Origin of the sequence: Haloarcula sp. CBA1122 (genome assembly GCF_009741785.1) — an archaeon.
Lineage (GTDB): Archaea > Halobacteriota > Halobacteria > Halobacteriales > Haloarculaceae > Haloarcula > Haloarcula hispanica.
This window is the reverse complement of the sequence record NZ_WPCB01000002.1, coordinates 1-13,402: the sequence shown is the minus strand read 5'-3', so window position 1 is coordinate 13,402 and position 13,402 is coordinate 1. Positions and strand designations below refer to the sequence as shown.

Annotated in this window: 12 protein-coding genes; 6 read left to right on the top strand and 6 right to left on the bottom strand. The window is 62.6% G+C overall.

Features of this window, described 5'->3' with window-relative positions:
• Positions 1-331: 331 nt before the first annotated feature.
• Both GJ630_RS01065 and GJ630_RS01060 read left to right on the top strand, forming a co-directional pair.
• Complete coding sequence (locus tag GJ630_RS01065) at positions 332-997, top strand: DUF4013 domain-containing protein (RefSeq protein WP_225306753.1); 666 nt, start codon at positions 332-334, stop codon at positions 995-997.
• 40 nt (positions 998-1,037) lie between these two features.
• Complete coding sequence (locus tag GJ630_RS01060) at positions 1,038-2,084, top strand: DUF5787 family protein (protein ID WP_050007300.1); 1,047 nt, start codon at positions 1,038-1,040, stop codon at positions 2,082-2,084.
• A gap of 23 nt (positions 2,085-2,107) precedes the next feature.
• On the opposite strand, the gene GJ630_RS01055 is transcribed toward GJ630_RS01060, so the two are convergent.
• The 3 genes from GJ630_RS01055 to GJ630_RS01045 are packed head-to-tail and all read right to left on the bottom strand — an operon-like array spanning position 2,108 to position 4,576.
• On the bottom strand, positions 2,108-2,587 hold the full coding sequence (locus GJ630_RS01055; RefSeq protein ID WP_004516865.1) for a DUF5797 family protein: 480 nt from the start codon (positions 2,585-2,587) through the stop codon (positions 2,108-2,110).
• A 46-nt stretch (positions 2,588-2,633) separates the two neighbouring features.
• Positions 2,634-3,869: an ABC transporter permease gene (locus tag GJ630_RS01050; RefSeq protein WP_191449258.1), complete on the bottom strand. Its 1,236-nt coding sequence runs from the start codon at positions 3,867-3,869 to the stop codon at positions 2,634-2,636.
• A complete protein-coding gene (locus GJ630_RS01045) occupies positions 3,869-4,576 on the bottom strand; it encodes an ABC transporter ATP-binding protein (RefSeq protein WP_371726721.1) in 708 nt (235 codons plus the stop codon). The genes GJ630_RS01050 and GJ630_RS01045 overlap by 1 nt, the downstream gene beginning before the upstream one ends.
• A gap of 116 nt (positions 4,577-4,692) precedes the next feature.
• On the opposite strand from GJ630_RS01045, the gene GJ630_RS01040 reads away from it, so the two are divergent.
• The gene (locus tag GJ630_RS01040) at positions 4,693-5,712 is read left to right on the top strand and encodes a hypothetical protein (protein WP_050037959.1); all 1,020 of its coding nucleotides are present in this window, start codon (positions 4,693-4,695) and stop codon (positions 5,710-5,712) included.
• A 24-nt stretch (positions 5,713-5,736) separates the two neighbouring features.
• Here the strand turns inward: GJ630_RS01040 and GJ630_RS01035 are convergent, their stop codons facing one another.
• Genes GJ630_RS01035 through GJ630_RS01025 form a run of 3 tightly spaced genes read right to left on the bottom strand, consistent with a single transcriptional unit; the run spans position 5,737 to position 8,384 of the window.
• Positions 5,737-6,201: a Mut7-C RNAse domain-containing protein gene (locus GJ630_RS01035; protein ID WP_023843238.1), complete on the bottom strand. Its 465-nt coding sequence runs from the start codon at positions 6,199-6,201 to the stop codon at positions 5,737-5,739.
• Positions 6,194-7,930: a DNA polymerase/3'-5' exonuclease PolX gene (gene polX / locus GJ630_RS01030; protein WP_191449256.1), complete on the bottom strand. Its 1,737-nt coding sequence runs from the start codon at positions 7,928-7,930 to the stop codon at positions 6,194-6,196. Before polX ends, GJ630_RS01035 begins: the two co-directional genes overlap by 8 nt.
• Before the next feature lies 1 nt (position 7,931).
• On the bottom strand, positions 7,932-8,384 hold the full coding sequence (locus GJ630_RS01025) for a DUF5788 family protein (protein ID WP_014040192.1): 453 nt from the start codon (positions 8,382-8,384) through the stop codon (positions 7,932-7,934).
• Positions 8,385-8,610: 226 nt separating this feature from the next.
• Between GJ630_RS01025 and GJ630_RS01020 the strand changes: the two genes are divergently transcribed.
• From GJ630_RS01020 to GJ630_RS01010, 3 genes are all read left to right on the top strand, one after another.
• Positions 8,611-10,695 carry a hypothetical protein gene (locus GJ630_RS01020; RefSeq protein ID WP_191449255.1) on the top strand — a complete coding sequence of 695 codons (2,085 nt, stop codon included), beginning with the start codon at positions 8,611-8,613 and terminating at the stop codon, positions 10,693-10,695.
• 610 nt (positions 10,696-11,305) lie between these two features.
• Positions 11,306-12,250 (top strand): response regulator, encoded by a 945-nt coding sequence (locus tag GJ630_RS01015; protein WP_191449254.1) that lies wholly within the window; start codon positions 11,306-11,308, stop codon positions 12,248-12,250.
• Between the two features lie 86 nt (positions 12,251-12,336).
• Positions 12,337-13,281: a rhomboid family intramembrane serine protease gene (locus GJ630_RS01010; RefSeq protein WP_050037963.1), complete on the top strand. Its 945-nt coding sequence runs from the start codon at positions 12,337-12,339 to the stop codon at positions 13,279-13,281.
• Positions 13,282-13,402: the final 121 nt, after the last annotated feature.

Genomic DNA, 13,402 nt, shown 5'->3' with positions numbered 1-13,402 from the left:
CGACGCGGCGCTCTGGATAGCTACCGCTCCGTCGTCGCTTGCTGACCGGCTCAAGTGACCTCACCGGATAACCAGCCCATGAACACAGATCCCCTAAACTAACATATAAATTAAAATACAGAATTACCTTCGATAGTAAAATGCACGACTGCCCACCCCATATGTAGCCTAACCTTTATTTCCGCGATATCATCTGCCGTTGAGATAATTACGAATGGGGATTTATTTTATAAACAGTATTTCCCCCAATACTAACAGTATTTTTAAATAGGATAAGATTACAGTTTTCAAAGAGGCGTCTAAAATGTTAGAAGACGGACTATCGTACCCAATGCAAGGCGACAGTTGGATAGCACAGATGTTGATCGGCGGCGTACTGCTGGTGTTCTTTTTCCTCCTGATCCCAGTGTTCGCGTTCAACGGCTACTTGCTTCGTGTGATCGGAACGACCGTCGAGGGCGAATCCGAACCACCTGCCTGGGACGACTGGGGTGAACTCATCATCGACGGAGTCAAGTTCAGTATCGTCGGTCTCGTGTACTCTATCGTTCCCATAGCTGTCATCTTCGGTATCGGGAGCGTCCTCCTCGGATTGGGTGGTGCTGCTGGGAACTCTGGCGGCGGAATCATCGCCGGCTTCGGGCTCATGACACTGCTCCTTCTGATTCCGGTAATGTTTCTCATTTACTATATTGTCCCGGCAGCACTCGCCAATATGGCGGTCGAAGGCAGCCTTGGAGCAGCGTTCGACTTCTCGCTGCTGAAAAATGTCGTCCTTACGAGTGACTACTTCATCGCAGTCCTGATGCCGATTGTCGTTGGCATTATTACGAACCTCATCAGCAATATTCTGGCGTTTACTGTCATCGGACTCGTTCTCGTTCCGTTCGTCACCTACTACGGGCAGGTCGCCGTCTTCCGTATGTTCGGAACGGCATTCGCAAGCCAGACGAACAAGAGCGCACAGCAGGTAACAGGTCCGACCACGTCAGCCTAACCCAGCAGTTCTTACGCGGCCGGCTATTTTTTCGAGATACGTGACATCGAGTGGTGGAGCCGATTCAGACTCCGAGTTCGCCTTCGAACTGGCCGTCTGTCAATGGGCCGAGCGAGCGTGGTCGCCGTCCGACGATGCGGCGGTGCTGATCGCCAGACAGTTCGGGACGAAACACCGACGCTGGGACACGATTGTACTGGAGTGTGACCCCGACGGACTCCGCGAGCGAGCGACGTTCGGCGGAGACGCGTTCGACTCGGACCTCCTGCACGTCCTGCAGAACGCGCCGGCCGACTGGACGTACTACCGCGACGCGCTGCCTGACCCGGGCTATCCGTGGCGGTACGTCCGGGAGTCGATTCACGAGGCGGCCGACCGGGACGCCATCGAGACCCGAAAGCGGGGCAACCGCATCGAAATCCGTCGGGTGCGACCCTATCCCGACTGGCTCCGTCGGGTCGTCGCCATCGAGAACAAGCCCGACCTGACGGCCAGCGCCGCCAGGAATCTCGTCCCACAACTGGAGCGGGACATCGCGCTGTCGCTGGCCGACGAGGTGTGGGTCGCGACGGCGACGACCGACGAGCGCGTGGAACCGGTCCTGCTGGCGGACCTGCCCGCGGCCGCCGGCGTGCTGACTGTCGATCCCGAATCCGGCACAGCCGAGGCGGTCTGGCAACCGCGGTCGCTGTCAGTGACCGACCCCGGAACGCGCATTCTGGACCGACCGGACGACGACACCAGCGCGGCGCGGTTCGAGTACGCGAGTCCTGATTGGAAGCAAGAGCGGCGGCTCGCCATCGCCGAACGGGCATACGATCGCGGCTGGCGCGCGTACGCGGACACGATGCGCCCCGACTGCAGGCACTTCCAACTCAGCGCCGACGAAACTGGCGTCTATCCACACTGCGCCGCGAAAGGGTGTCTCCCGACGGCGGCGGAGTGTCGGGGGCAGTGTCCGTCTTACGAGCCGGAACCGCCGGCGTGGCGGTCGAAGGACTGGCCGCTCGACGGCGGGCCGGGCAAAGCAATAAAACGGGTGTTAGCGCGGCGACGCCGCCGCCAGCGGCCGGGGCTGTCGGAGTAGCGGACCGACACCGCGACCCGGACTTATTCTTCGGATAGCTCGATGTCGAGTTCGTCCCGGGGAACGGCGAGCCTGAACGTCGGCACCGTCTTCTCGACCGTCTCCACGATACCTTTGTCTGCGAGGCTGCGGAGCGCGGAGCGAACATCGTCGGTGTCGCGGTCCTCACCGACCTCACGGAGGGCGTGTAACACGGCGACGACGCTCTGGCTCTCCTCGTCGGGGCCGGCAATCACGTCGACGATAGCCTGCTGGAGCGGGGTGACTGTCACCGTCTGTATCCGTTCGGAGTCCTCCCCGTCGATGAGCGTCGTCGCCTCCGGCGTCGCACAGATGAGGCTGTTGTCGTTGCGGTAGTAGTACTCCTTGAGTTCGGATTCGAGGTACTGGTGCACCTCGCTCCCGCTGTCCATGTCCCAGCGCTCCTGCAACTCGCCGTTTTTCGTCGGCTGGAGTTCGACGATGTCGGCGAGTCGCTCGCGGGCCTCCTCCGAGAGGGTCATGGCCCGTCGGTACGACGACCACGTATTTCGGTGTTCTGAATCCCGATCACTCGTGCCTGAGTGCGTCGATGGGGTCGACCCGCGCCGCTCGCCAGGCCGGGTAGAGGCCGGCGACGACGCCGACGAGCACGCCCACGCCGACCGCGAGCGCCATCCACAGCGGCGCAAGCGAGAACGTGACCTCGGCGTACTGGGTCGCGCCGTAGCCGACGAGCAGTCCGAGCGGGACGCCGAGCAGCGAGCCGATAGTTCCGAGCAGTGCGGCCTCGACGAGGAACACCTGCATCACGTCGCGGTTGCGCGCGCCGACGGCTTTCATGATGCCGATTTCGCGGGTCCGTTCGGTCACGCTGACGAGCATCACGTTGGCGATACCGATAGCGCCGACGACCAGCGCGATGACGGCGATGCCGGTGACGAAGCGCGTGATGCGCTCGATGACGTCGCTGATCTCCTCGACGAAGTCGTTCCCGGACCGGGCGACCAGTTCCGTGTCGTCGGCCGACAGCGACCGCGCGTCAGAATTACCGGAGAGGTACGTCTGAATCGCCGACTGCGTCTCCGGAATCGCCCGCGGGTCGACGACGAGCGTCACCTGCGGGTACGCGCGCTGTCGCACGGCCGCAGACGGGCTCTCGACGACGGAGTCGTAGAACGGATCTATCGGGACGTACACCCGCGGCTGGCGGGCGAACTCGCTGACCGGGACCTCGCCGCGGGTCCCGTTGACGACGCCGACGACGGTGACAGTCCGCTCACTACCGTCGGGCATCGTCATCGTGAGCCGTTCGCCGGTCGTGAGGTTCTCGGAGAACGACCCGGCCATGCGCTCGTTGACGACGACTGCTTCTTCGTCAGCCTCGAAGGAACGGCCCTCGACGAGGACACCGTCGGTGATGCTGGCCGGTCGCGTCGCCGTGACCTGCTGTCTGGCGAGCGTCCGATTCCCGTGCTGTATCGATTGTGTCTGGACGATCCCGCGCGGGAGCACCGCCTGTACGCCCTGGATTCCTTCTAACTGCTGAATGTCGTACTCCGTGAACACCGGCTGGAGCGTCCGGTCGAAGTCGTCGTCGCCCGACGGCGTCCCGAACACGTAGATGTTGCCCGCGTTCGACGTCTCGATGTCGCCGACGATTTCGGCCTCGACGCTGGCCCCGAACGTGGCGAACGTGATGACCGACGCGATGCCGATGACGACGCCGACGACCGTCAGCGCCGACCGGAGCTTGTGCGCCCTGATAGATCGGAGCGTGATGCGGACACTCTCGCCGGTGTCCATCAGTGCCGCCCCCCGGAGACGTTCTCGACGGACTGGATGTGACCGTCCTCGACGTGGACGATGTGCTCGGCCCGCTCGGCGACGTGGCGCTCGTGGGTCACCAGCAGGAACGTGTTGCCCGCCGCGTGGAGGTCGTCGAACAGGTCGAGTATCTGCGCGCCGGTGTCCGTGTCGACGTTACCGGTGGGCTCGTCGGCGAGTATCAGCGCCGGGTCGGTCGATAGTGCGCGGGCGATTGCGACCCGCTGGCGCTGGCCGCCGCTGAGTTCCGAGGGGACGTGGTCGGTACGGTCGGCGAGCCCCACCTCCGAGAGGAGCGACACTGCCCGTTCGCGGCGACGGTCGCGGTCCCAGCCGTCGAAGACGAGCGGCAAGGCGACGTTCTCCACCGCGGACAGTCGCGGCATGAGGTTGAACGTCTGGAAGACAAAGCCCACCTCGGTGCCGCGGATGTCAGCCCGTTCGGCCTCGCTAGCCGACGAAACGTCCTGTCCGTTGACCACGACCTGCCCCGACGACGGCGTGTCCAGCCCGCCGATGAGGTTCAGGAGCGTGCTCTTGCCGGAACCGCTTGGACCCATCACCGCCGTGTACGACCCCGCCGACAGGTCCAGGCTCACGTCGTCCAGCGCCGTCACCGTCCCGCCGAGGTCGTACTGCTTGCTGACGCCGTCGACGCGGACAGTCGTGTTCGCTGACTCGCTCACAGCCCGGCGTACGGACTGGACAGCAATGAGGGGTTCGCCGGGTGCAGATTCCGCCGGATACAGTCCGTTTTCTGACAAGAGGAACCCACTTACCACTCCAGTCCTAAGCCCGGACAATGACAGCCGATACCGGACGGAGACTAGCTATCGTCGCGGTGTTCGTCACCATTGGACTACTGGCTGCTGGGGCGGTCGCCGGCGTGTCCGGCCTCAGCGAAATGGGGCAGCCGTCCGGCGACGACGTGCTCGACCGAACCGAGCAGCGCTACGATGCGGCCGAGACAATTACCGGGACCGCGACAGTGACCGTCACGAACGACTCGGAATCGAAGACTTCGACGGTGGAGTACGCTGCCGCTGAGCCGAACAAGACGTGGGCCGCCGTCACGAGTGAGAACCGGTCCTACGAGATGGGGACGAACGGAACCGTCGTCTGGGCGGTCGGCGAGAACCAGTCCTACGGCCGCGAACTGCCCGAGGAAGCCGCGGCGATGAACGACACTACGGACCCGGTTCCCGAGGAGAACGTCACTGCGACGCTCCGCGGGACCGCCGAAGTCGACGGCGAGTCGACGTACGTCCTGGACCTCGAACCGACGAACGAGAGCATCGACGCGCCGAACACGACGCTATGGGTCGATACCGAGGACTACCGGGTCCACAAGCTGACCACCGACGACGGGACGAACCGGACGGAACTCACCGTTGAGGAGACGAACTTCAACGTCAGCATCGACGACAGCCAGTTCGCTCCACCGGCTGACCGGGTCGCCGTTACGACCGTCGAGAGGTACGACTCCTACGACGCGGCCCAGTCCGCGACGGACCTGGACCTGCCGAAGTACGAGAACGGGACGTTCGAAGAGGCACGGTACATCAGCCGGCCCGAGAGTACGGCTGTGGCCCAGCAGTACGACGCTGACGGGGAGAACGTGACAGTTCTGACCGCTACCGGCGCGTCGAGCTATCTTGACGACGTGGAGAACGGGACGGCAGTGCAGGTGAACGGGCAGAACGCGACCGCAATCGAGCGCGACGACAGTGCTGTCGTCTACTGGACCGAGGACGATGTCACGACCGGCGTGGTCGTCGAGGGGACGACCGAGGAGGCCGTCGCCGCGGCTGAAGAACTGTAGCGACGCCCGCTGACTTTCTACGTTCTACAGGCCGTCCAGCGTCGCCTGAACTGACGCCCAGTGGCTCCCTTTCCAGAAGTGCTGCCCGCAGTCGGTACAGCGCCAGACCGTCTCGTCGTCCGCGTTCGGTGCGTACTCCGGCGTCGGTGCCACCGGATCGACCTGTTCGACCGGCCCGTTGCAGACGCCACAGTGGGCCGGCTCCGGAGCGAGTGAAAGATGGAAGCCGGCATCGGCGAGTTCCCGCAACTGGTCCTCGACTGCCCGCTCGGTGAGGAGCACGCTCTCGGGTGCGCGGGCGGCGAGGTCGCTGTCCCGAGTAATCACCAGCCGGTCCTCACGTTCCGCTATAGCGAGGAGGTCGTCATCAGCCTCGGCGTCCCGGTCCAGCGCGTACGCCGTGTCGTAGCCACACATCCGCAGATAGGTGGCGAGCTTGCCGAGCATCGCATCGAGCACGAGCCGGTCGCTTGGGGAATTCTCAGGCATCGAGGAACTCGCGGAGGTCCTCGGCGTCGCGGGTGTTCAGCACGTCGTCCGTCTCGACCCAGCCCCGCCGCGCCGTGTGGACGCCGTAGCGCAGGAGTTCGAGATCGCGTGGGCTGTGTGCGTCCGTGTTGATGGCGATTGTCGCCCCGGCTTCGAGGGCCTGCTTGACCGCGCCGCCGCCGAGGTCCAACCGGGCGGGGTTAGCGTTTATTTCCAGCGCCGTGTCGGTGTCGGCGGCGGCTGCTGCGAGGCGCTTGATGTCGACGTCCAGCCCCTCACGACGGTTGAGATACCGGCCTGTCGGATGGCCAATGACGTTCACGTCGGGGTGTTCCGCTGCGGCGACGAGGCGGTCCGTGCCGTCCCCGTCCAGCGCGGCGTGTGGCGAGGCGACGACCACGTCCAGGTCCGCCAGCAAGTCGTCGGCGACCGAGACGCTGCCGTCCGCGGCGATGTTGGCCTCGACGCCGGTGAACACGTCGATGTCGGCGTCCGCCGCGACCGACTCGACCTCTACTATCTGCTCGCGGAGTTTCTCGTCCGGGACGCCGACGCCGCCGACCATCCCCGGCCCCGTCGCGTGGTCCGTGACCGCGAGGTAGTCGTGACCGAACGCGGCGGCCCCTTCGACCATCTCCGCAATCGTGTTGCTGCCGTCCGACCAGTTCGTGTGGGTGTGGATATCGCCGCGGACCTCGCCCTCGGCGAGGAGGTCCGGGAGCGACCCGTTGGCGGCGGCTTCGACCTCGCCGCGGTTCTCGCGGAGTTCCGGCGGCACCCACTCCATGCCCAGCGCGTCGTACACTGCGTCCTCGGTTTCGCTGGCCACTAGTTCACCGGCCCGCTGGTCGTCATCCTCAACGCCCTCGACATCGAAGACCCCGTACTCGTTGACCTTCAGATCCCGCTCGATAGCGCGGTTGCGGACCGCCACGTTGTGGTCCTTGCTGCCGGTGAAATACTGCAGCGCCGCGCCGAACTCCGATGGGTCGACGATCCGCAGGTCGACCCGAACGTCGTCCGCGTAGGCGCTCGCTTTCGTCTCGCCGGACTCGATGACCCGGTCGAGTCCCTCCCAGTCGGCGAACCGCTCGACGACGGCCTCGGGATCGGTGCTCCCGACGAGCACGTCCACGTCGCCGATGGTCGGTCGCCAGCGACGAATCGATCCACCGAGCGCGCACTCCTCGACGGCGTCGCCGCCGGTCATGTACTCTCGAATCCGGTCGCCGTACGGCCGCGCCTCGCCGAGCAGCGACCGCTCGTGGGCCTCGCGGGCGAAGTCGATGTTGTCGAGGATGTTCTGCTCCGTTTTCGCCCCGAAGCCCGAGACTTCCTGTATCCTGCCGGCTTCGGCAGCCGACTCCAGTTCGTCGAGGGTGGTGATGCCAAGCGCCTCGTACAGCGAGCCGACGGATTTCGGTCCCACGCCCTCGACCGCCGTGAGAGCATCCATCTCGACGGGGAGTTCCTCGCGGAGTTCGGTTAGCTCCTCGATTTCGCCAGTGTTGACGTATTCAACGACCTTCGAGGAGATTGCATCGCCGACGGCGTCGATTTCGCCGACGCTGTCTTCCCCCTCCGCGGCGAGGCCCTCAATAGCCCCGGGGAAGTCCCTGATGTTCTCGGCCGCCCGGCGGTAGGCTCGGGGCTTGTACTCCACCCCTTTCGCGTCCAGCAGGTCGGCAAACTCTTCGAGCAGTGTCGCGATTTCGTCGTTCCGGCTCATATTAGTAGCTCCGCCCGGCACGACCCGTGCCGGAGTCCGCGTCCTCGTGACCCAGTGCTTTCTGGAGGAACTTCATCCAGCGCTTCCTGTCGGCCGTCTCCTGGGTCTGCGCTTCCTGTTCGATGTTGGCCGCACCGAGCTGTTCGAGCGCGTTGAGCGCCCGGTCGATACCGATGATGGCCGTGGCAAGCTCTTCGCCGCGCTCGTAGCTCACTTCGTTGTCCTCGATCCGCTGCTTGCGCTGGAGGCGCTCGCGCCGCAGGTTCTTTTTCGCCTGCTCGACGCGTTCGCGCTCGCCCCGCGGAATCGTCTCCCGACGCTTGATTTCGAAGACGAACGACTGGAGTTCGATCTCCTCGCCCTGCACGGTGATCTCATCGGGGATATCCGCACCGACGGTCGCGCTGTCGCGTTCGATGCGCTCCAGCAACTGTTTGCGCTCGAACTCTTTCACTACCTGAGTGTTAGACCGGGGTGCCCTTACCCGCTTCGCCCATCGGCTACCAGGGTTTCCACAGCGGTGCCTGTTTCGCACCATCCGCCTGAGCCCGGTCAGCGCCCTGTTTCAGGCGACTCTCGTGGGCGGCCCCGACCGATAGAAAACGAAGTCGGCGATATCTTTTTCATGGTTTCTGTCGTTCTCATTGTACGAGAGTAATACCGTCCCCCTCGCTTATTACATGACTCTAACGTTCGAACCGCTTGACGACCGCCCTGGACTTGCGGTTATTGATCAGATCGAGCGCCAGCGCTACCGGATACACACGCCGACCCCCGTCGCGCTCCGGGAGGCAGCGACCGACGTGTTTCAGTACCCGGTCGGGGACGCTGTCCGGATCCGAACGCGCGCTATCGAACTGCCGACAGTGGTCATGGTGTACGTCCGTGACGATGCCGGCGCGATAGCCGCCGAGGTTGCCCAGTTCGAGTCTGAGACGCTGCCGCCGGATGACTACGTGCTGGACCCGCTGACGCAGATCAAGACGTATATGCGGGTCGAGGACACCGCGGTAGAGGTCACCGTCGACTCGGACCGGACCCGTATCGAGTTCGACGCCCCGACAGACCTGCTCATCGGCGCTCGCTCCCAGCACGACCGGCCGGCGGCCACGGTCACGACGACCGAGCAACCGACCGACGTGATGGCCGCGGTCGAGACCTTCGGGTCGGCGCTCAAGGCCTACGACCCCGAGCGCTCCTACCCGACGCTTCGCGGCCATCCACCGGCGCTTGAGGTCGGAGACAGTCTGGACATCCCGTCGGATATCGACAGGCCGGACACTGGTGTCACGCTCGAACTGCCGCCTGACCTCGCTTCGATCTTCGTCGCCGCACCGCTGTCGTACTACCTCGGGGCTTCGCTCGTTCCCGCGTCCGAGCCGCGGCTCACAACCGACACAGGATTCACGTACTCGCTCGATACCGCACGGGGTTTCGAATCCGAGGTCGGACGCACGCTCAAACGCCTCTTCTTCCTCGATTGTGTCACGCGCACCGAGGGATTCCACCAGATCGACTTACACGAGCGAGCGGCCATCGAACCGTACGTCGACCTCAACTTCCAGTCGCTGTATCAGCAGCCGCTGGCGGAGCAGGTCGCTACCTATCTGCAGGTCCCGTACGACGTTATCGAGGACCATATCCCGAAGTGGCGGTTGACGACGCACATCGACCCGGTGCCGGCGAACGCGGAACAGCTCCCGTACGTCGTCGACGACCTGGCTATCGTCCGAACGCATCAGCAACAGCGGCTGAATCAGGCGAGCGTTCCGGCGGAGGTCGAGGCCGAATTCACCCGGGACGACGTCATCACCCGCGCCGCGAGTTCCGACGCTGCGACCGCTCCATCTGAGGCGGACTACGTCGAACCGCAGGCCGAGGACTCATTGGAACAGGCCTGGATCGGGGACAGCATCCCGATCGGTGCGAGCAAGCTGACCAAAGCGGCGTTCGAACACCGACTCGACCGCGACACGAACGCCGAGGACATCACGATTCGCGTCGTCCAGAACGACGCCCGCATGGACGAGGAACGGCAGGTCGTCGACGACGTGTACGGCACCCGCGACGACTTGCCGTTCGATGTCACGGTCCACGACGACCTGACGACGGCGGAGCTCAGGACCGTTCTCACGACCGACGCGGAGTTCTTCCACTACATCGGCCACACCGAACACGACGGCTTCGTCTGCCGCGATGGCAAGCTCGACGTGACGACAGTCGACTCTGTAGGGGTCGATACGTTCCTGCTGAACGCCTGCAACTCCTACAACCAGGGGTTAGCGCTCGTCGAAAAGGGTGCAATCGCTGGCATCGTCACGCTTAACGAAGTGCTGAACGACGGCGCGGTTCGCATCGGTGAAACAGTCGCCAGGCTGTTGAACTGCGGCTTCCCCCTTCGAGCGGCGCTTACTATCGCACGTAAAAAGAGCGTTCTTGGGGGGCAGTATATCGTGGTTGGTGATGGTGGTGTGACAGTTACGCAAGCGGAAAACGGGACACCGAATCTACTGAATATTTCTGCGACCACAGCAGGATACGACGTAGAAATGAAGGCGTATTCTATGGATAACAAAGGCTTAGGAGCAATCGTATTTCCGTTCTTTGAGAAGTGTGAAGAGTACTTTTTAGCGCCGGGATCAGTTGGAAGTTTCAATATTTCTAGCTCGGAACTATCTGAGTTCCTTCAGATGCAACAGGTCCCTGTCAAAACTGGCGGAGATCTCTATTGGAGTAATTCGATGGAACTAGAAGATATCGGCTGATTTTCTTGCCGGTTTTGCAAAGAACAACGCGATGAAAACGGCTGCTTATGTTGCCAGTTCTACGGTTTATGGCCCGATGTAAATATTATTATTAGCTGCTGCAGTCCCCGCCTGTGACAGTAGCATCAGGAGGGTGAACAGTGCGCCGGCCATTTTCGGGTGCTCTGCGAGGTATTCGCGCATGGTAGTATCGGACATGATACGATTTTGATGTAGGCGGGGCAATAATTAAATTTATCTGAAGTGTACCTACATATTATATATTGTATTAAGTATGGAATTAAAAGATAAATCCAGAAATCAACACAGACAGAGCGTTTATCGCCCGTCTAGCGATTAAATAGCACGGACGGGTCGAACGTTCTCAAGAAGGCCCACAGCGATACACCCCATCAGTAGCGTTTAGTAGACTGGTATGTAACTACGGCCAGGATTAGGTATTGATGCCTAGATGGAACTCGCCTGACTATTATTTGAAATATATACGTCCTGCTGGCTCGCTTCGGGGACCAGACGTGGTAGGATCGGGGTATAGAACAATCACTACCAGCCTGACTGGATGGCTGATTGCGTTCGTCTTCTGTACTATCGACAGCACCGGGGAAAAAAGATGACCTCTGAGGAGGAGTGGCGGCTCGGAGACAAGATAGTGGAACTCTCCAGCGAGGCCATCAGTGGAAGTCGCCGCGCGACGACGCGTCACACACCGCTTCTCCGGACCGAATCAGCGGATCAACACGACGAAATGCAGACAGAGGTACCGATTCCGCTGGCGAAAGTCGAGCAGTCCCAGCAGTGTACCGTGTTGCACGTCGACGACGATCCACAGGTGGGTGAACTGGTCGAGGTGTATCTCGAACGCATCAACGACGACTTCGACGTCGTGACGAAGACCAGCGCCGTCGCCGCGCTCGATTTCCTCCGGACCAAGCAGGTCGACTGTATCGTCAGCGACTACGACATGCCAAACACCGACGGGCTGGAGTTTCTGGAACTCATCCGCGAGCAGTACCCGGACATCCCGTTCATTCTGTTCACCGGCAAAGGGAGCGAGGAGATCGCGAGCGAGGCCATCGCGTCGGGCGTGACGGACTACATGCAGAAGGGTGGCCGGTCAGATACGTACGACGTCCTCGCCAACCGAATCGAGAATGCTGTCGAGCAACACCGCACCGAACAGCGGTTCTGGAACGCCCTCTCGTGGTATCAACGGCTCGTCGAACAGGAGCTCGCGGGTGTCTGTATCATTCAGGACGGGACGTTCGTCTACGTGAACCAGAAGCTGGCCGACATTTTCGGCTACGATCAGAGTGAACTCATCGACGAATCACCGACTATACTCACTCCAGAGGGCGACGAAAGCCGATTCCCCGGCGCACTCCGAACGGCAGAGTCAAACGAGCTTGATACGTTCCATTCGGAATTTGCGGGGCAACAGGCCGACGGCGAAACGCGCACCATTGAGGTGTCCGGCGGGTCAATCGAGTACGACGGCGAACCGGCGTGGATCGGCGTGCTCCGGGACGCTGAAAGCAACCCTGACATCGGCGAATAAGCCGCTGCGTCGCGAAACCCGTCACAGACTGACAGCCGACAGTATAAGCACAATCCCTTTCCACCGCCCACTCCTACCGTAGGACAATGTCGGAGTGCGATGCCTGTGGAAAGCAGGAGAACATGCCGTACCAGTGTGGGCACTGTGGCGGGACCTACTGTGCGGAACACAGACTGCCCGAGGCCCACGATTGCCCCGGACTGGATAACTGGAGCGATCCGGGCGGCGTGTTCGACAGCGGGTTCGACGAGAGTGTAAACACTGGCCAGACCTCCGGGGGCGGCGGCGTCGCCGACCGGCTCGGTATCGACACCGGACCCGGCGGGCCGCTGGCGTACTTCCGGGGGAACGTCACGTACCTGTTCCTGGCGATCATGGGTATCGTGTTCATCCTCGAACACGTCGTCATCCTTTCCCTCGGTCGCGAAGCCTTCCAGACGCTGTTCGTCCTCCATCCGAACAATCCAGAGTACGTCTGGACCTGGGTCACGTCGGTGTTCTCACACGCCCCATTTGGATTCTACCACATTTTCGGGAACGGGATTATCATCTACTTCTTCGGCCGACTCGTCGAGCAGCAGATCGGGTCGAAGAAGTTCGCGATTTTCTTCCTCGTGTCCGGCGCGCTGGCTGGCCTCGGACAGATCGCAATTCAGACCGTGCAGGGAACGTCCGCCGGCGTCCTCGGAGCCAGCGGTGCGGCGCTAGCTATCATGGCGTTCCTGACCGTCCTGAAGCCTGATCTCCGCGTGTACCTGTACTTCTTGATCCCGGTCCCGATCTGGGCGATCACCGGCTTCTACTTCCTGTTGAGCATCTTCGGGTCGCTCAATCCGATGGGGGCCGGCCTGCTCGGCGGGAACGTCGCCCACCTCGCCCACCTCATCGGCCTCGTCATCGGCCTCTGGTACGGCCAGAAAATCAAGGGGCAGACCCGGATGCCCGGCCAGATTCAGTTCGGCGGTGGCGGCGGCCCAGGCGGCCCCGGTGGCCCGGGCGGTCCCGGCGGTCCGGGCCGGCGTCGTCCGTGACGATGGACCCAGTTCGCCCCGATTTCATCCCCGACCGTCCGCTATCTCAGGCGGAGATGGAGGCGCTGCAACGCGACATTGCCGAGGTCGCGCGGTTCGAGGACGACCTGGATGTCTCGCC